General features: G+C 65.7%; 17 protein-coding genes. 15 read left to right on the top strand and 2 right to left on the bottom strand.

Annotated elements, in window-relative coordinates; all coding sequences use genetic code 11:
* Positions 1 to 20: 20 nt before the first annotated feature.
* Positions 21 to 1,199 carry an MFS transporter gene (locus NKJ58_RS21375; protein WP_023726345.1) on the bottom strand — a complete coding sequence of 393 codons (1,179 nt, stop codon included), beginning with the start codon at positions 1,197 to 1,199 and terminating at the stop codon, positions 21 to 23.
* Between the two features lie 48 nt (positions 1,200 to 1,247).
* On the opposite strand from NKJ58_RS21375, the gene NKJ58_RS21370 reads away from it, so the two are divergent.
* From NKJ58_RS21370 to NKJ58_RS21345, 6 genes are all read left to right on the top strand, one after another.
* Entirely contained in the window at positions 1,248 to 1,787 is a 540-nt protein-coding gene (locus tag NKJ58_RS21370) for an Lrp/AsnC family transcriptional regulator (RefSeq protein WP_023687041.1), read from the top strand.
* 98 nt (positions 1,788 to 1,885) lie between these two features.
* The gene (locus NKJ58_RS21365) at positions 1,886 to 3,289 is read left to right on the top strand and encodes an SWIM zinc finger family protein (protein WP_023815195.1); all 1,404 of its coding nucleotides are present in this window, start codon (positions 1,886 to 1,888) and stop codon (positions 3,287 to 3,289) included.
* Positions 3,286 to 4,719: a DUF5691 domain-containing protein gene (locus tag NKJ58_RS21360; protein ID WP_023754032.1), complete on the top strand. Its 1,434-nt coding sequence runs from the start codon at positions 3,286 to 3,288 to the stop codon at positions 4,717 to 4,719. The genes NKJ58_RS21365 and NKJ58_RS21360 overlap by 4 nt, the downstream gene beginning before the upstream one ends.
* 19 nt (positions 4,720 to 4,738) lie before the next feature.
* The gene (locus tag NKJ58_RS21355; RefSeq protein ID WP_023673899.1) at positions 4,739 to 5,818 is read left to right on the top strand and encodes an ATP-binding protein; all 1,080 of its coding nucleotides are present in this window, start codon (positions 4,739 to 4,741) and stop codon (positions 5,816 to 5,818) included.
* 4 nt (positions 5,819 to 5,822) lie between these two features.
* The gene (locus NKJ58_RS21350; RefSeq protein ID WP_352519187.1) at positions 5,823 to 8,075 is read left to right on the top strand and encodes a DUF5682 family protein; all 2,253 of its coding nucleotides are present in this window, start codon (positions 5,823 to 5,825) and stop codon (positions 8,073 to 8,075) included.
* 2 nt (positions 8,076 to 8,077) lie between these two features.
* A complete protein-coding gene (locus NKJ58_RS21345; protein ID WP_023687036.1) occupies positions 8,078 to 9,313 on the top strand; it encodes a VWA domain-containing protein in 1,236 nt (411 codons plus the stop codon).
* Here the strand turns inward: NKJ58_RS21345 and tssH are convergent, their stop codons facing one another.
* Positions 9,314 to 12,088, bottom strand: coding sequence for a type VI secretion system ATPase TssH (gene tssH / locus NKJ58_RS21340; protein WP_352519186.1), 2,775 nt, complete (start codon positions 12,086 to 12,088; stop codon positions 9,314 to 9,316).
* A 324-nt stretch (positions 12,089 to 12,412) separates the two neighbouring features.
* On the opposite strand from tssH, the gene tssA reads away from it, so the two are divergent.
* From tssA to tssJ, 9 genes are read left to right on the top strand one after another with little or no spacing between them, the layout of a single operon-like run.
* Positions 12,413 to 13,591, top strand: a complete 1,179-nt coding sequence (gene tssA / locus NKJ58_RS21335) for a type VI secretion system protein TssA (RefSeq protein WP_352853763.1) — start codon at positions 12,413 to 12,415, stop codon at positions 13,589 to 13,591.
* Positions 13,592 to 13,597: 6 nt separating this feature from the next.
* Complete coding sequence (gene tssB, locus NKJ58_RS21330; RefSeq protein WP_023673718.1) at positions 13,598 to 14,134, top strand: type VI secretion system contractile sheath small subunit; 537 nt, start codon at positions 13,598 to 13,600, stop codon at positions 14,132 to 14,134.
* 3 nt (positions 14,135 to 14,137) lie between these two features.
* On the top strand, positions 14,138 to 15,643 hold the full coding sequence (tssC, locus tag NKJ58_RS21325) for a type VI secretion system contractile sheath large subunit (RefSeq protein WP_023682611.1): 1,506 nt from the start codon (positions 14,138 to 14,140) through the stop codon (positions 15,641 to 15,643).
* 52 nt (positions 15,644 to 15,695) lie between these two features.
* Positions 15,696 to 16,145, top strand: a complete 450-nt coding sequence (locus tag NKJ58_RS21320) for an Hcp family type VI secretion system effector (RefSeq protein WP_023673716.1) — start codon at positions 15,696 to 15,698, stop codon at positions 16,143 to 16,145.
* Positions 16,132 to 16,887, top strand: coding sequence for a type VI secretion system baseplate subunit TssE (tssE, locus tag NKJ58_RS21315; RefSeq protein WP_023673715.1), 756 nt, complete (start codon positions 16,132 to 16,134; stop codon positions 16,885 to 16,887). The genes NKJ58_RS21320 and tssE overlap by 14 nt, the downstream gene beginning before the upstream one ends.
* Positions 16,888 to 16,890: 3 nt before the next feature.
* Complete coding sequence (tssF, locus tag NKJ58_RS21310; RefSeq protein WP_352561271.1) at positions 16,891 to 18,765, top strand: type VI secretion system baseplate subunit TssF; 1,875 nt, start codon at positions 16,891 to 16,893, stop codon at positions 18,763 to 18,765.
* On the top strand, positions 18,729 to 19,772 hold the full coding sequence (gene tssG, locus NKJ58_RS21305) for a type VI secretion system baseplate subunit TssG (protein ID WP_352519184.1): 1,044 nt from the start codon (positions 18,729 to 18,731) through the stop codon (positions 19,770 to 19,772). Before tssF ends, tssG begins: the two co-directional genes overlap by 37 nt.
* The gene (gene tagH, locus NKJ58_RS21300) at positions 19,769 to 21,250 is read left to right on the top strand and encodes a type VI secretion system-associated FHA domain protein TagH (RefSeq protein ID WP_352561273.1); all 1,482 of its coding nucleotides are present in this window, start codon (positions 19,769 to 19,771) and stop codon (positions 21,248 to 21,250) included. The genes tssG and tagH overlap by 4 nt, the downstream gene beginning before the upstream one ends.
* 3 nt (positions 21,251 to 21,253) lie before the next feature.
* Complete coding sequence (gene tssJ / locus NKJ58_RS21295; RefSeq protein WP_352519182.1) at positions 21,254 to 21,706, top strand: type VI secretion system lipoprotein TssJ; 453 nt, start codon at positions 21,254 to 21,256, stop codon at positions 21,704 to 21,706.
* Positions 21,707 to 21,709 lie beyond the last annotated feature (3 nt).

The following is a 21,709-nucleotide window of genomic DNA, read 5'->3' as shown; positions in this document are numbered from 1 at the left end:
ACGGGATGAGGACGCAAGCTTTACGGCTTGATGGGCGGAGGCGACCGCCATGACCCCGCTGCTGCCGCAACCAGCATCAGCACGGCGGCGACGATCGCGCAGATGGCAAAGCCGAACGATGAATAAAGCGGCCCGAAGCTGGTGGTGCCGATGAAGACGGCGAGGTAGGTGACCGAACTGTTCAGGCCCATGATGGTGCCACGGCGCGACGGATCGAGCGCGGTAAGGCGCATCACCAGCACGTTCAGGCCGAAATGATTGGCAAGGCCCCATATGGCGATCATAGCCAGGATCAGCACGAAATTGCTGCTTGCGAGCGCGATGGCGACATAGACGACGGCGACCAGCAGATAGGCGAAGGGCATGACGCGCCGCGCGCCGATGCGGTCGATGACGCCGTCGAGGAAGGCCGCGGCGCCGAAGCCGGCGCCATAGGCGAGCGCGGCCAGCGCATTGGCGCTGACGGGCTCGCCCAGATCCTGGTGCAGATGATCGCCGAGATAGCCGTAGACGCCGTAAAAAGCGGTCATGAAGGCGGTGCAGGCGATGAGCAGCGGCACGATCCCCGGAATGGCCAGCGCAACGAACGGCGACGGCGCCGGGCCGCTCTTCCTGACGTCGCTGAGCGAGGTCATCGACAAGGCAGCAAGCGCAATGGCGGAAAGCACCGCGACGGCGGCGAAGACGGCGCGCCAGTGCACGAGATCGGCAAGCACGGCCGACAGCGACACGCCGGCCACCATGGAGACCGTCCAGCCGGTCAGCACGACGCCGATCGTGCCGCTTTCGCGGCCGGGCGGCGCAATTGCCGCTGCACTGGCATAGATGGCCGGCATGGCGACGCCGGCGGCGATGCCGGCGACGGCCTGGGCCGCGACCAGCATGATCACCGTCGGCGCCAGCGCGCTGGCGAGAAGCCCGACCGCCAGCAACAGCAGAGCGCCCTGCAGCATGCGGCGGGCGCCGACGCCGTCGATATAGCGGGCGAGGAACAACGCGCTGGCCGAAGTGCCGAGGCCGAAGGCGGCCGACGCGGCCATCACCGCCGGCACGCTGGTGCCGAAGGATGCGGCGACTGCCGGAGCAATTGGACCCAGGACCAGCGAGTTCGAGCCGATGACGGCGATGCAGCCGGTCAGGAGATAGGCCAGCGCCGGGATCGGCTGATGGAGCGTTGCAGCTTGATGCGCGTTCGTCATCGGGTCATAATGGCCGAACTGAATTCCGCGACAACAAGGAATTTCGATATGGACGAAGAAACAGATGGGGTTCTGCAGAACAAGGTAGCTCCCCGAGAGCTCGACGCAATCGACCGAAAAATATTAGGCGTGCTGGTCGAGGATGCGACGATCAGCTACGCCGAACTTGGCGAACGCGTCTGCCTGTCGCCGCCGGCGGCGCATGAGCGGGTCAAGCGCCTGCGGCGCAGCGGCGCCATCCGCGGCACGGCTGTGATCATCGACCCGAAGGCGGTGAAGAAGCCGCTGCTCACCTTCGTGCATATCGATACCAAGGGCTGGGGCAAGACACCGGAGCTGATGGCCGTCTCCCAATATCCTGAGGTCGAGGAAATCCATTCGGTGGCCGGCGACACCTGCATGCTTCTCAAGGTCCGCACCGAGGACACCAGGGCGCTCGAAGGCCTGCTGGCGCGTCTCTACGAAACGCCCGGCGTCACCTCGACGCGAAGCTATGTCGTGCTGTCGACCTATCTCGAGCGCCCGGTGCAGCCCGAGATCACGGCGCAATGGCCGACGCCCCGGCATATGGCCACGCCGCTGTACTGATCTGCGCTATCTTCGTCTTGCCGGGGCCACAACAATCCTTCACAAAAGGCACCCTATATTGATGCCAGGCATTGATTTGGGGTGACGAGAGGCGCGGCTTGGAATTCGAACTGAAAACCATCGAGGCGCTGGCCCCCGATCAGGCGTCGCTAAGCGCCGCCTCGAAGCTCACCAAGCGCTCGAACTGGCCGCGGCTGGAGAAGAACGAGCAGCAGGCGCTGATCTGGGGCGAATGCCAGGGCTCGGGATCCAACCCCTATCGCACCGTCGTCGACACCGGCGACCACGGCTACAAATGCACCTGCCCGTCGCGAAAATTTCCCTGCAAGCACACGCTGGCGCTGATGTGGATCGCCGCCACGGCGCCGGCCAGCTTCACATCAGCCGAAACAACGCCGGAATGGGTCAATGACTGGCTTGGCCGGCGCTGGAAGAGTGCGCCCCCGCCGGTCGACGCAAAGGCTGGCAGGGGCGCGTCTGGCAAGAGCATTGGCGAGGCCTCGCAGGCAGAGGAAAGCACCGTCGATGACGCCGCCGCGACGGAGCGCCGCGAGACGGCGCAGCGCAAGCGGGCGGAAGATACGCGCACCGCGGTGGCAGGCGCGCTGGACGAACTCGACCAGTGGATTGCCGACCAGCTGCGGCTCGGCCTTTCCGCCTTTGCCGACGCCAGCAGCGAGCGCTGCCGCCGCATTGCCGCCAGGCTGGTCGACATGAAAGCAACGGCGCTTGCGGGACGCATCGACGAAATCCCGGCCCGGCTAATGGCGCTGCGCAGCGAGGAACGGCCGGACGCGGCGATCCGCGAACTCGGCAAGCTGGTTTTGCTGGCCAAGGCCTGGCGCTCGGCGCCAGACGATCCCGAATTGAAGCGGCTGGTGTCGGCATCCGAAACCCGCGACCAGGTGCTGGCCAATCCCGATGCAAGACAGGTCGACAGCCAGTGGGAAGTCATCGGCGAGAAGATCGAGACCCGCCGCGACGGCCTTGTCAGCCATTCTACCTGGCTGCTCGACCTGAAAAGCCCGACGCCGCAATTTGCGCTGCTACTCGATTTCTTTCCGGCCTCGGCCGGCCGCCGCTCTGCCGCGTTCACACCTGGCGACCGGTTCGATGCAAGGCTGGTGTTCTATCCGTCACGCCAACGGCTGCGGGCGCTGGTAGCGGAGCGCAAGGGCGATGTCGTGTCGGGCGCCTGGCCGGATTTCGGCCTCGGCATTGTCAAGGATCCGCTGGCGGCGCATGCGGCGCACCAGGACGCAGCACCCTGGTCGACCGATAGCCCGCTGATGCTGCCTGCCGGCGCGATCCTGCTCGATGAGCGCGGCACCGCCTGGTGGCAAGCGGCGCACGACCCGCAAGGGATCGCCCTGCCTGTCGCCGGAACCGTCGATCAAACCGTGCTCGGTCTCGACCTTTCGGCAACGGCAGCCCTGTGGAACGGCGCGCGGCTCGATCTGCTCGCCGCGCAAAGCGGCTTCGGGAGGCTCGATCTGTCATGAACGAGCTCGAGCAAACCGGCCTGGCGACGATGCGCGACTGCTGGATCACCGGCGGAACTGCGTTCGATCTGGCGCCAGCCGCGTGGAAGGAAATCGCCGGCGGCGCAAGCCCGGACGAACGGGAGCGGCTGTTGCTGGCCATCGCCGCGCAGGCGCTCGATGTGGGCTTAAGGCCAGCCGCGCCGAAGTCGCTGAAGCGGCGCCCGCCGCTGCCGAGGCTTGGCCTGCCGCTGCTGCCGGAGCGGTTGCGGCCGCTGTTGCGGGCTGCCTTGAAGAACACCGTCGATGCGCGGCGCAAGGCGCGCGTGGCGACGCTCGTCGCCGGCCGTGGCTACGTGCTGCATCCGATGGACTGGATGCCGTCGGCATCAGACCAGAACAGCCCTGACATCTATGCGCCGTGGATCGACTGGCAGGCCAGCGTCGAGGGGCTGAAGATTGCGCCGCAGGAGCAACTGACGGTGCAGAACTGGGATGACTTTTACCCCGCCGCGCGCCGTATCGCGTTGACCGAGATGCGCCGTCGCGATCCGGCCACGGCCCGCAGCCTGATGGAAGCGAAGGCGCCCGGCGAGCCGGCGGAAGTCCGGCTGGCACTGATCGAACTCATGCATTTCGGCCTGACGCCTGAGGACGCGCCGTTCCTGAAAAGCCTGGCCACTGACCGCTCCGGCAAGGTGCAGGAACTGGCGAGCCGGCTGCTGGCGAGGTTGGGCGAGCACGGTCGTGTTGGTGGCGGTGCCGACGATCCCGTTGCCGAACTTGCCGCCTTCATCGCAGAAGGCAAATCCGGCTTTATCCGCCGCCGCACCACCTACACGCCGGCAAAGCTCAAATCGCCGGCGCAGGAAAAGCGCCGCGCCGAACTGTTCGAGACCTGCAATCTGGTCGACCTTGCTTCCCGATTTGGGGTCAGCGAACCCGATTTCATTGCAGCCTGGCAGTTCGGTGCCGACAACAATGCGGACATCCAGATCTCACGAATGGTCGCAGCGTCGGGCAGCGACGCTGCAGTAACGCAGATGGCCGACACGCTGATCGCCGAGGGTGGCAAGCCGGCACTGTTCGTGCTGCACCTGACACCGCGCCTGGATAGCCGCAGGAAGCGTGTCCTGGTCAGACTGATCCTGAAAGATACGCCGCAGTATGTTAGCACGCTCACCCTTGCCGAGGGCTTCGAAGCCAACTGGCTGGATTGGCCCGACCTGACGAACGGCCAGAGCTTGGCGGTGTTGCGTTCGGCTGTCGCCGGCAATGATGACGCGATGAAGCGAACCGTCGACGACCTGTTGGAAACTTTGGGCTTTCTGGCCACTGCGGCGACAGCGGAAAAATTGATCGAGCATGTCGTTGCGGCCGGCATGCCGCCGGCGGCAGCCTCGCTCGCTTTCCTGCGCCTCAACGCGGCCCTGACGGGAACCAACCCATGACAATCCGGAGAACAGCACCATGAACGCAGCCATCCGCCTCCCCGTCGAGCAGGCCTATGCCGCTGAACTGCAGGCGCTGGCGCGCAATGACGACAAGCAAAAACCTGCGGGATGGAGCCTGTCGCCAAAGGCCGTTCTGACCTACCTGCTCGGCGGCAAGGCAAGCGACGGCACCGTGATATCGCCAAAATATGTCGGCCGCCGCCGGCTGATGGAAACGGCGGTGGCGACACTCGCCACGGACCGCGCGCTGCTGCTGCTCGGTGTTCCCGGCACCGCAAAATCCTGGGTGTCGGAACATCTCGCCGCCGCCATCATGGGCAATTCCACGCTGATCGTGCAGTGCACGGCCGGTACCGACGAGAACCAGGTCCGCTACGGCTGGAACTATGCGCAGCTTTTGGCCAAAGGGCCGAGCCAGGAGGCGCTGGTGCCGACGCCGCTCTACCGCGCCATGGAGAGCGGCAAGCTATGCCGCCTGGAAGAGTTGACGCGCATGGGCTCCGATGTACAGGATACGCTGATCACCGTGCTGTCGGAAAAGATGATGCCGATCCCGGAACTCAACACGTCGCTCTATGCCCAGCGCGGCTTCAACATCATCGCCACCGCAAACAACCGCGACAAGGGCGTCAACGAGCTGTCCTCGGCGCTGAAACGCCGCTTCAATGTGGTGGTGCTGCCGCTGCCCGAGGACATGGCGGAAGAGGTGGCGATCGTCTCCAAGCGGGTCGACGAGATGGCCGGCGGGCTCGACCTGCCGGTGCCGAAAAATGTCGGCGAGGAGATCGCTCGAGTGTTGACCATTTTCCGCGAGCTGCGCTCGGGCGCAACCGCCGACGGCAAGGTGACGCTGAAGACGCCTTCGGGTTCGCTCTCGACCGCCGAGGCGATCGCCACCATGGTCGGCGGCCTCAGCCAGGCGGCGTGGTTCGACAGCGGCAAGCTCGGCGCCGAAGGCCTCGCCGCCAGCCTTGTCGGCGCCATCGTCAAGGACCCGGTGCAGGACAAGGTGGTGCTGGAGGAATATCTCGAAACGGTGCTCAAGAAGCGGCCGGACTATGCCGGCTATTACGCGGCGCTGAACGCAGCGATCTGAGGTCATGAGCGACGTCGCCTATTTCGGCATCCGCCATCACGGGCCGGGCTCCGCCGACAGCCTGGTGCAGGCGCTGCGGGACTTGCAGCCGGTCGCGGTGCTGATCGAAGGGCCGAGCGACGCGTCCGCCCTGCTGCCATTGCTGGCGCGCCCGCAGATGCAGCCGCCGGTGGCGCTGCTCTGCTACCCCGAGGACGATCCGGCCGCGACAAGTTTCTGGCCGTTCGCCGAGTTCTCGCCGGAATACCAGGCGGCGGTGTGGGCGGTGGCGAACAAGGCGGCATTGCGGTTCATCGACCTGCCGTCATCGGCACGGTTCGCGGCACCGGCAACCGACGACCCCGACAAAACGGCTGACGCCGACAAGCCCGAACCCAAGGACGAAACCGGTGAGGATGGCGAGCCCGCATCGCATCGCGACCCGATCGGCACGCTGGCTGCGGCCGCCGGCTATGAAGATGGCGAAAGCTGGTGGGCCGACATTATCGAGCAGAATCCGCAGCCGGGTCCAATCTTCGCTGCCATCACCGATGCGATGACGACGCTGCGCGACGGCGAAGGTGCGATCGCGCCGTTCGAGGCCAAGCGTGAAGCGCATATGCGATTGGAAATCGCCGCCGCGCGCAAGGAATTCGCCGGACCGATCGCCGTCGTCTGCGGCGCATGGCATGTGCCGGCCCTGCAGGCCGCGCACACGCAGAAGAACGACCAGGCGCTGATCAAGGGAATTGCCCGGCGCAAAAGCATCATGACATGGGCGCCATGGACCGGGCCGCGTCTTGCGCTGGGCTATGGTTATGGCGCTGGCGTCGTCGCGCCCGGCTGGTGCAAGCATCTGTGGCGCACACGAGGGCGGCGCGACGCCGCGACGCTGTGGCTGGCGACGATCGCGGCGGTGCTGCGGGCGAAGGGCCATCTGGTGTCGACCGCGTCGCTGATCGAGGCCGAGCGGCTTGCGCGCACACTGGCTGCCATTCGCGAGCGGCCGAAGCCCGGCTTCGAGGAATTGCGCGATGCCGCGATCGCGGCGCTGTTCAACGGCGAAGCGGTGCTGTGGGCGCTGGTCGAGGCCGAGCTGCTTTTGGGCGCGGATGTCGGCGAGATTCCGCCCGACACGCCGCTGGCGCCGCTGATCGAGGACCTGCAGCGCAACCAGAAGGCGGCGCGGCTGAAGCCGGAGGCGCTGGAACGCGAGCTGTCGGTCGATCTGCGCAGCGAAAGCGGACTGTTTCGTTCGACATTGCTGCACCGGCTGAACGTGCTTGGCGTGCAATGGGGCAGGCTGGCCGACGCCGGCCGCAGCCGCGGCACCTTTCGCGAAAAATGGGCGCTGGCCTGGGAGCCGGAATATGCCGTGCGCCTGGTCGAGAACCTGATCTACGGCCCGACTATCGAAAAGGCCGCCAATGGCCGCCTGATCCAGATGCTCGGTGCGGCCGCGAGCCTCGACACGCTTGCCGCCCTTGTCCAGAGCGCCATTACCGCGGATCTGTCGGAGGCCGCGAGCGCCGGCCTTGTAGCGTTGGAGGCGCGCGCAGCGCACAGCAGCGAATGCCTGGAGATGCTGGCCTCGGTGCCGCCGCTTGCCGACATCATCCGTTACGGCGAGGCGCGCAAGACCGAAACTAACCGGCTGTCCGGTTTGTTGGAACGGTTGATCGTCGAAGGCGCGATCGCGCTGCCCTATGCGGTGCGCGACCTGGACGAGCAGGCCGCCACCACGCTGGTCGGTGCTGTGCGCAAGGCCGACACGGCCATCCGGCTGGTCGAGCCCGGCGAAGGCGTGCTCGATGCATGGCGCAACGGCCTGACCGGCGTGCTGGAAGGTCCGGGCTCGACGGCGCTGCTCGCCGGCTGCGCCGCGCATCTGCTCTATGAAGCCGGCCAACTGTCGGCAGAGGACGCCGCCGGGCTGCTCGGACGCAGGCTGTCGCCGGGGACGCCGGTCGCCCAGGCAGCGGGGTTCTTCGAAGGTTTCTTCAGCACTGCCGGCCAGCGGCTGATCTACGACGAGGGCCTGCGCGGCGCCGTCGATGGGTGGCTGAAATCGCTCGACGAGGACGCTTTCATCGCGCATCTGCCATTGCTGCGCCGCGTCTTCTCCAATCTGGACTCGATGGAGCGGCGGCGGTTGATCGAGGCCGTGCTCGGCCGCACCGCAAGGTTGCCGGCCGGCCTGACGCCGGCGCCGGATGGCGGCGAGGGCTGGCGCCGTCACCTGGAGCGGCTTGGGCCATTGCTGGCGGGCGGAGTGTGACAATGGATGACGAAGCCGAAGTGCCCGAACCCGGCCCAGCATCCTCCGATAGCGGGCGCGAGCGCCGCTGGCGGCTGGCGATCGGCGCCGATGACGAGGCTTCCTCCGCCCTTTCCAGTGATGACAAAAAACTGTCTTCGGCGCTCGATGCGCTTTACGGCGACGGCGCCAATGCCGATGCCGACCCGCGCAAGCGGCGCGGCGGGCTCGGCCGCTCGGCGCCACGCGTGGCGCAATGGATGGGCGATATCCGCTCCTTCTTTCCCGCCCAGGTGGTCCAGATCGTCCAGAAGGATGCCTTTGAGCGGCTGAACCTGAAGCAGATGCTGATGGAGCCGGAATTCCTCAAGGCGATCGAGGCCGACGTCAACCTCGTCGCCGACCTGATCTCGCTGCGTTCGGTGATGCCGGCCAAGACCAAGGACATCGCCCGCACCATCATCGCCGACATCGTTGCCAAGCTGATGCAGCGGCTGGAGCAGAAGACCGCCGAGGCGATCCGTGGCGCGCTCGACAAGTCGCGACGCACCAACCGGCCGCGCCAACGCGACATCGACTGGCCGCGCACCATCTCGGCCAATCTTCGCCACTACCAGCCTGAGCACAAAACCGTCGTGCCGGAAAAACTGGTCGGCTTCATGCGCAAGCAACGCCGGCTGGTCGATCTCGACGAAGTGGTGCTGTGCGTCGACCAGTCCGGCTCGATGGCGAGCTCGGTGATCTACGCCTCGATTTTCGCCGCGGTGATGGCGTCGCTGCCGGTCGTGCGCACCAAGCTGGTCTGTTTCGACACGGCCATCGTCGACCTGACCGAAGAGCTCAGCGACCCGGTCGAGGTGCTGTTTGGCGTGCAGCTCGGCGGCGGCACCGACATCAACCAGGCGGTCGCCTATTGCGCCGACCGCATCGAGCGGCCGACCAAATCCCACTTCGTGCTGATCACCGACCTCTATGAGGGCGGCAACGGCCAGGACTTGCTGCGGCGGCTTGCGGCGCTGGTCCGGTCCGGCGTCAATGTCATCGTGCTGCTGGCGCTGACCGATCAGGGCCGGCCGGGCTATGATCCGGCGATGTCGGCTTCGGTCGCGGCACTTGGCATACCGGTCTTCGCCTGCACGCCGGACCTGTTTCCCGACATGATGGCGGCGGCGTTGCGGCGCGAGGATATCGGCGCCTGGGCAGCCGGCGCCGACATCAAGCTGATCCGCGCCGAGACGGAGCCGAGCAGTCAGGCCTGACTATTCGAACGAATAGGCAAACCCGTCAGTGGAAGCGCTGACGGTCACCTTGGTCATCTTCTCGCCGTCGAGCGACCGGTTCAGCACGCCGCGGCTGAGTTCCGGCAACAGCGTGTTGGTGAGGATGGCGTCGATCATGCGGCCACCGGACTCGATTTCGGTGCAGCGCGCCTTGACCAGCGCCATGACGCCGTCGCCGATCACCAGTTCGGCGTCGTGGCTGGCGCGCAGCCGCCGCGCGATCTTGCCGAACTGATGGCGGGTGATGGCCTCGATCATCGAATCCGAGAGCGGATAGTAAGGGATGGTCACGACGCGGCCGAGGAAGGCCGCTGGAAACACCTTCAGCAGTGGAGCGCGCAGTGCAGCATCGAGGCCGTCGAGCCCTGCCCTCACCGTGCCGTTGCCGGTCCGCTCCATGATGACTTCGGAGCCGACATTGGACGTCAGCAGGATCAGCGTGTTCTTGAAGTCGATGCGCCTTCCCTCGCTGTCATCCATCATGCCCTTGTCGAAGACCTGGAAAAAGATCTCGTGGACGTCGGGATGCGCCTTCTCGACCTCGTCGAGCAGGATCACCGAATAGGGTTTTCGGCGCACGGCCTCGGTGAGAATGCCACCCTTGCCGTAGCCGACATAGCCGGGCGGTGCGCCCTTGAGCGTCGAGACGGTGTGCGCCTCCTGGAATTCGGACATGTTGATCGAGATCAGGTTCTGTTCGCCGCCATAGAGCGTCTCGGCCAACGCCAGGGCCGTCTCGGTCTTGCCGACTCCCGAGGGGCCGCAGAGCAGGAACACGCCGACCGGCTTTTCCGGCGCTCCGAGCCCGGCGCGGCTGGTCTGCACGCGCTTGGCAATCATCTCCATGGCGTGATCCTGGCCGACGACACGTTCGGACAGCGTGGTGGCCAGCTTGAGCGCCTTTTCGGTCTGGCTGGACAGCATCCGTCCCGTCGGGATGCCGGTCCAGTCCTGGACCACGGCAGCTACCGCATTGCGGTCGACCGACGGCAGGATCAGCGGCGTCTCGCCTTGCGCGGTGGCAAGCTCGGCCATGAGTTCACGCAGCCGCGCCAGATCGGCGACAGGATCTGACGGCGCAGCCTCGGCAGCCGGCGCTTCGGTCTCGGACGCTTCGGCCTTGGGCGTCTCGGCCTTGGGCACCTTGGTCTTTTCTTCGTCCGGCGCTGCCGGTTCGGCATCGGCCTCAGCTGTCGCCACCGCATCGAGCGGGACGCCGTCGCCGCGCAGCCGCGCGCGCAGTTCGAGGATCTCGGCAACCAGCGCCTTTTCGCGCTCCCAGCGCTCCTCGGCGGCGGCGAGCATGGTCCCCGTCTCAGTGAGCCCGGCCTCGACCCGCGCCTGCCGGTCAGTTACTTCGATGCCGATCGCTGCCTCGCGGCCGATGATGCCGCTTTCGACCTCGAGCGCCTGGCGGCGCCGCAAAATGTCCTCGACCTCGGCCGGCGTCGCATGCTGCGAGATCGCCACCCTGGCGCAAGCGGTGTCGAGCAGGCTGACCGCCTTGTCGGGCAATTGCCGCGCCGGGATGTAACGATGCGACAGGCCGACCGCCGCCTCGATCGCCTCGTCCAGGATCTGCACTTCGTGATGCTGTTCGAGCACGCCGGCTACACCGCGCAGCATGAGCACAGCGACCGCTTCCGACGGCTCATCGATCTTGACCACCTGGAAACGGCGGGTCAGCGCCGGGTCCTTTTCGATGTGCTGCTTGTACTCGGCCCAGGTGGTTGCGGCGATGGTGCGCAATTCGCCGCGCGCCAGCGCCGGCTTCAAGAGATTGGCGGCATCGCCGGTTCCGGCGGCACCACCGGCGCCGATCAGCGTGTGCGCCTCGTCGATGAACAGGATGACCGGCGTCTCGGATGACTGAACTTCGTCGATCACCGCCTTCAGGCGCTTCTCGAACTCGCCCTTGACGCTGGCGCCGGCCTGCATCAGGCCAACGTCGAGCATACGCACGCTGATGCCCTGCAGGGGCGGCGGCACGTCGCCCTGGGCGATGCGCAGGGCAAACCCCTCGACCACCGCGGTCTTGCCGACACCGGCCTCGCCGGTCAGGATCGGGTTGTTCTGCCGGCGCCGCATCAGGATATCGATGATCTGCCGGATCTCCGGGTCTCGGCCGACGACCGGGTCGATCTTGCCGTCATGGGCGCGCTGGGTGAGGTCTGTGGCGTATTTGGCCAGCGCGGAGTCCCCGCCCGGAGCTCGCCGCGGCGCCTCCGCGGTGGGAGCCACTGCTGCCGTGGCGCCGGCTTCGAGCGAACCGTCCACCACCTCGGCAAAGCGGGCGATGACCCCGTCGGCGTCGATCTTGTCGAATTCGCCGCTGATCTTCGCCACCAGGCCTTCCAGCACCGGCGTCTTCAGGCAGGCGAGCACGACATGGGCGCTGCGGACCTCCTCCATGCCGAATTCCAGCGTCGCCAGGTTCCAGGCCTCCTGGATGGCGTGAAAGATGTGGTCGGAAAATTCCTCGATCGAGGTGGCGCCGTAGGGCAGCTTGTCGACGGCGCGGGTCATTTCGCTGGTAAGCCGGCTGGCATCGACGCCGGCATCGGCAATGATCATCTGCACATCCGAACGCTCGGACAGCACCAGTTGTTCTATGAAATGGACGAGTTCGACGTAAGGATTGCCGCGCAGCTTGGCGCTGTCGGCGGCGGCCTTGAAGGCGCGCAGGCAGACCGGATTGAGCTTGCCAACCAGTTCCTTGCGTTTGAACCCCTGCGACGACCGGCGCTGTTCCATCGAACGTGCTCCTGCAATCTGCCCGTCGACAGCCTGCCACATAAGCAGCCGCTTGACAAAGCGCTTGATGCAGCCGGCCTTTTCCCTTTGTGGAGAGTCCCGCGCCGCCAAATGCAGACAACCACGATTTTTTCTAATCCTATGCGATGCGCTTCACATACGAGGTTGGCCAAGCACGCCATGAATTGCGCCATCCGAGACGCAGTTGCACCGACATTCATTAGCGCTCGTTAACTTTTGAGCGGATGGCGAATTGTGGGAATATGCAACCGTGTGCTAACGTTGGGTCACGTACGGTTTTAGAGCCGGTCGCCGGGGGTATCTGTGATCGATCTCGCACTCTGGCTTGCTCCGCTGGACGGTGAAAATCCGTCAGGCGAAGACTTGCGCAACGATCCGGCTTTTCATGAGCTGGAGCGGGTCACGGAGCCGCAGGTCAAGGTCGTCCATGACGGGCGCAACAAGCCAGCCGCGCAATCGACCATTCCGGTCGACTGGCCTGCCGTGCTCGGCAAGGCCGAGGAGTTGCGTTCGCATGGCCGCGACCTGCGCCTGCTCGTCATTGTCGCCCGGGCGCTGGCCAATGAAGAGGGATTGGCCGGACTGGCACAGGGCCTGACCCTGATTGCAAGGACCTTCGAGACGCATTGGGAGACGATGCACCCGGCGCTGCGGGCCAGCCCCCAACCACGCGAGGCCGCCTTGCGCCGCCTCAACGCGCTGGCCGACCTGCAGAACGGCCAGGAAGGCCTGCTGGCGAACCTCAGGCAGATGGTCTTCTTCGCGCCGCGTCCCATCGGGCCGATCAGCGGACGCGATCTCGAACAGGGTGCGCTCGACGATCGCGTCATGCTTCAGGAAGCGGCGTCGGGATTGAATGCCACGGAGAAGGCAGCACTGGTCAGCGCGCACGGACAGCTCCTGAACCGGGTGGGCAGCGGTTGTGCCGCCCATCAGGACCAGGCCGGTGAACAGATGACGGCGCTCATCGCCGGGGCGCACGCAGCGATCGAGGCGCTCGACGCGGTCGATGCGGCGCTGAATGCCCGCCTTGACAGCAACGGGGCCGCCGTCCCGGACCTGAAACGATTTTTGCAGCGCGTGCTGACGACGCTGGAACGCAATACGGCGGTCGAGACCACGGAAGAGGCAGCGACGAAGGGGGCGGCCAGCCCGGCTGCTCCCCCGGCAAGCCCGGCCGCGCCGGTCAGAAACGGTCATGGAGCCGAGACGATGGCAAGCTACGCGGAGACCGGTGCGGGGCTCCCGGACAGGATTTCCTCGCGCGACGATGTGGTGAAGTGCCTCGACCTTGTGGTCGCGTTCTACGACCGCACCGAGCCGTCGAGCCCGATCCCGCATCTCGCCCGCCGGGTGCGCAGGATGGTGCACATGGATTTCGTTGAACTGATGGAAGACCTCGCCCCGTCGGGGCTCAAGGAATTCCGGCTGCTCGCCGGCGTTCCCGACGCCAAGAAGACTGCCCAGAAGGATGAAAGGTAGCAACACATGCCAGCCGAAAGCAAAGCGAAGGTCATCGAGCGAAATCGCGCCCCGCGCGTGCAGATCGCCTACGATGTCGAAACCTACGGCAGCCCGACGACGATCGAACTGCCGTTCGTCATGGGCGTGATGGCCGACCTGTCGGGCGCATCGCAGACCAGGGAAGCGTCCAAGACGGTGCTCGACCGTTCCTTTGTCGAGACCGATGCCAACCGCTTCCCCAAATTCATGGAAGCGCTGGGACCCAGGGTCAAGGCGCGGGTGAAGAACACGCTGCCGCAGGCCGAGGGACAGGAGCGCGACGAAGAACTGGCGCTCGACCTGACCTTCACCAAGATGGGCGATTTCGCCCCCGACAAGATCGCCGAACAGGTCCCGCAACTGGCCGAAATCCTCAAGATGCGGCGCCAGCTCGAGGAGCTGCTCGGCTTCATGGACGGCCGCGTCGATGCCGAAAAGCGCATCGCCCAATTGCTGAACAACCAGCCGCTGCTTGGCCAGATCGCCGCCCAGGCGCTGTCCGACGACAAGGGTGAGGAATAGATCATGGCCGAACAGCAAAAGACCGCAGCATCCGTCGCCGAGGCCGAGGCCGTCGATCTCGGCGAATTCAGCCAGCTCTTGGAGAAGGACTTCAAGGTCAAGAAGGACGACAGCGAGAAGCTGCAGCAGCTGGTTCGCAACCTGGCTCTGGCGGCGCAGTCGCGCTCCGAGACGACGACGATTTCGTCCAACTCGATCAAGTCGATCAAGTCGTTGATCGCCGGCATCGACAAGATGCTGACGACCCAGGTCAACGAAATCCTGCACGCGCCGGAAGTGCGGCAGATGGAAGGCACCTGGCGCGGCCTCTGGTACCTCATCAACAACACCGAGACGGATCAGAAGCTGAAGATCCGGGTGATGAACATTTCCAAGGAGCAGCTGGCCGATACGCTCGAAGACTATGAAGGCCAGATGTGGGACCAGAGCCCGATCTTCAAGAAGGTCTACACCGACGAGTATTCGATGCTCGGCGGCGAACCGATCGGCTGCGTCATCGGCGCCTACGAGTTCTCCAACCACCCGCGCGACGTCGGCCTGTTGCGCAACATCTCCGGCATCTGCGCCTCGGCGCACACGCCGTTCATCGCCGCCGCATCGCCACGGCTGTTCCGCATGGACAGCTGGCAGGAACTGCCCAACCCGCAGGACCTGCAGCAGATCGTCTCCAACCCGGCCTACGCCTCGTGGCAATCGCTGCGCGAGAGCGAGGATGCGCGCTATATCGGGCTGACCATGCCGCGCGTGCTGGCGCGGCTGCCCTACGGCTCGGAGACAGTCCCGGTCAAGGGCTTCTCCTTCGAGGAGGAAGTGCAGGGCGATCACAACAAATATGTCTGGATGAACGCTGCCTTCCCGATGGGCGTCAACATCAACCGCAGCCACAAGCTCTATGGCTGGGGCACCCAGATCCGCGGCGTCGAAAATGGCGGCACTGTGCTTAACCTGCCGGTGCACTCCTTCCCGACCGATGACGGCTCGATCGCGATGAAATGCCCGACGGAAGTCGCCATCGACGACCGGCGCGAGGCGGAACTGGCCAAGCTCGGGCTGATGCCGATCCTGCACCGCAAGAACACCGATCTCGCGGCCTTTATCGGCGCCCATTCGCTGCAGGATGACGAGACGCGGGCGGGCCGCCTGGTCGACCCCGACGCCCAGTCCAACGAGCGGCTCTCCGCCAACCTGCCCTATCTGTTCCCGGTCTCGCGCTTCGCCCACTACCTCAAGGCGATTGCGCGCGACAAGGTCGGCTCGTTCAAGGAACGCACCGACATGCAGATCTGGTTGACCGAATGGATCAACCGGTACGTGCTGGCCAACCCGGCCTTCGCCGACGACAAGGCGCGCGCCAAGCGTCCGCTTGCCGCCGCCGAGGTGCAGGTCGACAGCGTGGAGGGCCGGCCGGGCTACTACAACGCCCGCTTCTATCTGCGCCCGCACTACCAGCTGGAGGGCATCAACGCCTCGCTCAGGCTGGTGTCGGAATTGCCGTCCGTTAAGACCTGATTGCAGCAACCAAACCTTTGTTTGAAAGCGGTGGAGAACGAAAATGCCCACAATGAAGATCGACGGTTTTCTGAAAGTTCCGGATATCAAGGGGCCCAGCACGCGCGACGGCCATGACGACGAGATCGAAATCCATGGCGTCGATTACAAGATGGTCGCGCCCTACGACCCCAATTCCCTCTCGCGCCGAGGCCGCGTGTCGATGGGCATGATCAAGTTCACCAAGCACTACGACAAGGCCTCACCCTATCTGGCCAAGGCCCTGTTCGAAAACAAGGCGCTGGACGAGGTCAAATTCTCCGCTCGGCGGACCATCGACGGCGAGAGCAAGGACTATCTGGTCGTTACCCTGACCGACGCCTCGATCATGGAATACGACATGTCGCAGGCCGATGATGAAGCCGACCTGATCCAGGAGGAAGTCTCCTTCGCCTACAAGAAGATCAAGTTCGTCTATGACGACAATGACGAAGCCGAAATGGATGTCTATGTCGGCAAGTGAGGGGCGAGCAAAGCGCCCTGCCGCCGACAAGGTACAGGCGGGCGGTTCACGGGCCAAGCGCGAGGCGGTACAGCCTTCGCTGTGGGACCGCCTCGTCAACGACCTGCCGGGCCTGAGCTCGGAGATAGACGGGCTCAGGCAGGCTCTGCAGGAGGAGCTTGGCGCAGAGCGCCTGGACGAGCTGCTGGCAGACGGACCGAGGCGCATCGACGCCGATGACGCATTGAACCCCGATCAGAAGCGCCGGCTGCACCGGCTGGCGTTTCAGAACCGGCACCGTGGCGAGCTTGAAAGCCGAGGCATCGTGGTGTCGCCCGATGTGCTGCGCGAGGCCGTGCGGCGCGACATCGAGGCGCTGTTCAACACCGAGCGTTTCGAATCCGCGCCGCTGCTATCCGATCTCGAGGCCGAGCAGATGACCGACAGTCCGACATCGCTGGCCGACTTTCCGGAGGTGCGCCGCAGCGTTGTCAATTATGGCGTGCCGTCCTTCTCCGGCCGGTCGTCGCGCGACTTCGATCGCGATGTTCTGGCACGCGAGATCCGCGCCGTGCTCGCCGCATTCGAGCCGCGGCTGAAGGAGAGCGCGACGAAAGTCACGGTCAACCTCGGCGACAAGACCGGCCTGAAGATCGAGATCGACGCCGTGCTGATCATGACGCCGACGCCCGAGCGCATGCGCCTGCGCACGACGATCAATCTCGACAACGGACTGGCGCGCACCGAGTTCAGGGAAGCCTGAGAGATGGACAGGGTCTTCGTAGAATATTACGAGGAGGAACTGTCCCACATACGCGGGCTGGCGGCGGAGTTCGCCGACATGCATCCGGCGGTTGCCCGCAATTTGTCGCTGGATACGGTGCCGTGTCCCGACCCCTATGTCGAGCGGCTGCTCGACGGCGTCGCCTTCCTCGCCGCGCGCACGCGCCTGAAGGTGGATGCCGAGCGCTCGCGGTTTTCGCGCAGCATCCTCGACGTGCTTTATCCCGATCTAGTCACGCCGGTGCCGGCAACCGCCATGGTGGTGCTGAAGCCCGGCCAGCAGGTGCAGACAATGCTTGCCGGCCACGTCGTCAAGCGCGGCACGCGGCTGGTCTCCAGCCTGCAGGCTGGCCTGTCGACACGCTGCACCTTCACCACCGCGCAGGACATGACGCTGTTTCCGATCGCGATCAGTTCGGTCGGCTATTTCCAGGACCGCAGCGCGCTTGCCGCCGCCGGCATCGGCCCGATCGCCGGCAAGGCCGGCGAAGCGGCACTTCGCATCACGCTGGCGCGGACCGGCAAAGGCAAGCTCGACGAACTGGCGCTCGACCGGCTCGACTTCTATTTCGCCAACCGCACCAAGGCGCCGCTGATCTTCGACGCCATCTTCGGAGTCTGCTCTGGTGTCGGCGCTCGACCGGAAGGCAAGACCAATCCATTGTCGCCGCTACCGCCGCCGGAGATGGTCGGCATTGCCGATGCCGAGGCGCTGATGCCGCGCACGCGGCCGACCTTCGAAGGCTACCGCCTGCTGCGCGAATATTTCATGATGCCCGAGCGCTTCCATTATGGGCGCGTCACCGGCTTGCTGCCGGTCGTGCGCAAATGCCAGGCCGGGCTCGAAATCATCTTCCTGTTCCGGCGTCCGGTGCCCGAACTCGCCGATCTGACGCCGGCGGATTTCGATCTCTTCGCCACCCCGATCATCAATCTCTTCGAGCGCGAGTGCAACATCGTCGAGCTCGACCAGCGCAAGACGCGCCAGGTGCTGCATGCCGACCGCACGCGGGCGCGCGACTTTGAAATCTACCGGGTCATCCGCGTCGAGGACGCCGATGCCGAGGGGCCCGATGCCGAGATACCGGAGCTGTTCAGCCTCGGGCAAAACCGCGGCAGCGGCTGGGTCTATTCGACCGAGCGGCGGCCGCGCCGGCCAACCGAGGACGAGCGGCGCCAGGGGGTGACCCGCACCTCCTATGCCGGCGACGACGTCTTCCTGGCGATCTCGCGCCCGGTCCACAGCCAGGCCAACAGGCCGCTCAAGCGCGTCGATATCATGGCGCTTTGCACCAATCGCGACCTGGCCATCCTCGACGACACGCCGACCCTGACGCTGGAAGCCGGCGACCCTGTGGAGACGGTCCGGCTGCTCGGCGCATTGCGTTCGCCGCAGCCGGCGATCCCGGCAGCGCTGCCGACCGGCGCCGACGGCGAGTCGCGCGCCGACGACCTGGCCTGGCGACTGGTGTCACAGCTGGCGCTCAACTTCCTCAGCCTGGCCAAGGAAGGCCGCGGCGTCGATCCGCTGCACGCGCTGCTCGATCTCTATGCCGAGCGCGGCGACCCCGGGCTCGCCCGCAATGTGCGCTCGATCGTGCGCATCGACTCGCGCGCGGTGATCGAAAGGCTGGCGATCGAAGGGCCGATGTGCTTCGGCCGCGGCACGGAAGTGACGCTGCATGTCGACCAGTCGGTGCTGGCGGGACAGAGCACTCTGCTGCTGTCGGGCCTGCTGTCGCGGCTGTTTGCCCGCCATGCCGGCATTAACGGGTTCGTGCGCACGCGCACGCGGTTGCTCCAGAAACAGGAGGATGTGCCATGGCCGATGACGCCCGGCAATCGCTACCTGATCTAGAGCGAGCCGCAACCCTGTCCGAGAGTTTCGACTTTTTCGAACTGCTGCGCCGGCTCGAACGGCAAGGCGGCCTGTTCGGCCATTCCGGCCGGCCGGACCGCGAGCCGGCAAGGCTCGGCCAGAATGTGCGGCTGTCCTTCGCAGTGCAGGACGTGGTGGATTTCCGCGAGCCGACGGACAAGTCGCCGGCACGCGTCACGGTCAACAATCTCGGCCTGCTCGGACCCGAAGGGCCGATGCCACTGCATCTGACGCGCTGGGTGCTCGATCGCCTGTCGCAACGCTGGTATGCCGGCGCCGAGGCGCGGCAGATGAGCGACACGACCTTCGTCGATTTTGTCAATATCCTGCAGCACAGGATGATCGCGCTCTACTATCGGGCCTGGGCGGATGCGCATCCGGCTGTGCAGGTCGAACGCGGTGTCGGGGGCCGCGTCCGTTCCATGCTGGAAGCGATGGCCGGCATCGGGCTGCCGGGCACGCAGGATGCCGAACTCGATACAGTAAAACTTCGCCAGGCCGCCTCGCTCGCTGCCCAAGTCGACGGCCCCGAGCGACTGACGCTGTTCCTGGCCGAAGCCTTCAAAGTGCCGGTGGTGCTAAAGGAGTTCGTCGCGGCCTGGATGACCATCCCCAAGGCGCTGCAGACGCGGCTTGCCGGCAGCTATGCCACGCTCGGCCGCAGCGCCACCATCGGCCCGCGCAGCTTCAGCCGGCAGAGCCGCATCGAGCTGCGCATCGGCGCGCTCAGCTATATCGATTACAAGGCCTTCCTGCCGGGCGGTGAGCGGCTGAAGCTGTTGAAGCAGGCGGTGCGCGACCTGATCGGCGAGACCATCGATGTCGATCTCAGGATCGTGCTTGCGGCAAAGGCAGTGCCGCCGGCGAAGCTCGGCACCGTCCAGCTTGCCCGCACCACCTGGCTGGCGCGACCGGTCGAAAAGGGGGACGCCGACGACATGCGGTTGCGGACCATCGTCGGCTGGCGGGAAGAGGTGGCGGCATGAGCCTGCTTCTGACTCTCGAACAGGGACCACGCGCGCAAGTCACGCGGCAGGCGCGGCTGGACGAGGGCGAGCTGGTAATCGGCCGCAGCGCCGACGCCGACTGGCAGATCAACGATCCCGACATGTTCGTCTCGCGCGCCCACTGCAAGATCACCAGCAAGCAGGGCGGCTATTTCGTCACCGATACCTCCAGCAGTGGGTTGTTCATCGACGATGCCGCCAGCCCGCTCGGCGCGGGAAATACCGCGCGCCTGCAAAGCGGCATGCGACTGCGACTGGGCGACTATGTGGTGTGGGTCGATTTGCAGACGGCGAAGACCGAGGCGCCGGCCTCCAGGCCTTCAGCGCCTGCCAGTAAGCCGGCGGCGTCGCGGGCGCCGGTCAGCCTCGGCGGCGACGATTTCTTTTCGTCCACCACGGAAGAAGAGCCGGGACGGCCACGCCCTGCCAACCTGCCCGATCCATTCGAAAAGCCGGTGCCCGGCGCATTCGCGCGTGCGCGGTCCGATGAACGCAGCTCGCAGGCGTTCGACGATCCGTTCAGCCTCGACCCTGTGGCAACGCCGGTGGCCGAGACCGCCCCCGACAAGGGTGTTGGCAAGCCGCTGTTCGACGATCCCTTCGGCCTCGATTCCGCACCGCTGTCGAGAGAGCCGAGCAGATCCAGTTCCGAGCAGCCGCCGGCCTACGATGACGGGTTTGGTTTTGGCCCGGCCGAGTCCACCAGTCTCGACGCAGGCGCGACGGATGGCGGCGCAGTGGATGCGCCCTCGCCTGCCCCGGCGCCCTGGGATCTGCCGGTCCGCGCGGCCGAGGCATCGCCACAGCGGCCACCGCCAACCCCGCCTCCACCGCCACCACGTGCTCCTGTCCGGCAAGCTGCTGCGCGGCCGTCGACCGGACAGGCGGACGCGGAATTGCGCGCCGCTTTCCTGCGCGGCATGGGCATGGACGAGTCCGATTTTCCCGGCAGCGATCCGGTGGCCGACATGGAGAAGTTCGGCCGCGAATACCGGCTGATGATGGAAGGGTTGATGCAACTTTTGCGCAAGCGCGCCGAAGAGAAGGGCAACGCCCGCGTCGCCCAGACCGTGGTTGGCGCGTCCGAGGTCAACCCGCTCAAATTCCTGCCTTCGGTCGACGATGCTCTGGTGACCATGCTGGCCGAGCGCAGCCCCGGTTTCCTCGGCGCCGAAGCGGCGATCAAGGACGCGGTGCGCGATCTGGCGCAGCACCACGTTCGTGCCTGGCGCGGCGTGCAAGGCGCGCTCAAGCGCATGATCGACCGCTTCGATCCGGCGGCGATCGAGCAGGAACTGAAGTCGAGTTCGGCGATCGGCAATCTGCTGACCGGCGGGCGCGGCGCCAAGCTCTGGGAATTGTACCAGAAACGCCACCGTGAAATCGCTCACAGCGCCGAGACGCGTTTTCTGGGCGAGATCGGCGCTGATTTTCGTGATGCATATGAGGAGGACTGAGACATGATCGACAGACGCGAATTCATTCTGGCCATCGGGGCTACGGGACTGCTGACGGCTTGCCAGAGCGGCCCGCCTAAACCGTCCGTCATAACGGTCAATTTGGCCGGTGGGGCCGGCATGAACCCGGGACCGGGCGGCGGCGACAGGCCGGTAACGGTAATGGTCTTACGGCTGAAGAGCACCGGCGCCTTCAATTCGGCCGATTACTTCGCCCTGCAGGGCGGCGCCGGCGCGGCACTTGGCGGCGATCTCATCGGCTCCGATACGATATCGGTCGGACCCGGCAAGACCGCATCGAAGACCATCACGGTCGAACCGGAAGTGGCCGCACTCGGCTTCGTCGCGCTGATCAGGGAACCCACCGGACGCAACTGGCGCACGACCAAGTCGGTGTCGCCGGGATCGAAGTTCACCGTCAATGTGAAGCTCGGCAGCGGCGGCATTTCCGCCTAGCGG

Origin of the sequence: Mesorhizobium sp. M0139 (assembly GCF_040322455.1) — a bacterium.
GTDB lineage: Bacteria > Pseudomonadota > Alphaproteobacteria > Rhizobiales > Rhizobiaceae > Mesorhizobium.
The sequence above is the reverse complement of the archived record's forward strand: the minus strand, read 5'-3'. Positions and strand labels throughout refer to the sequence as shown.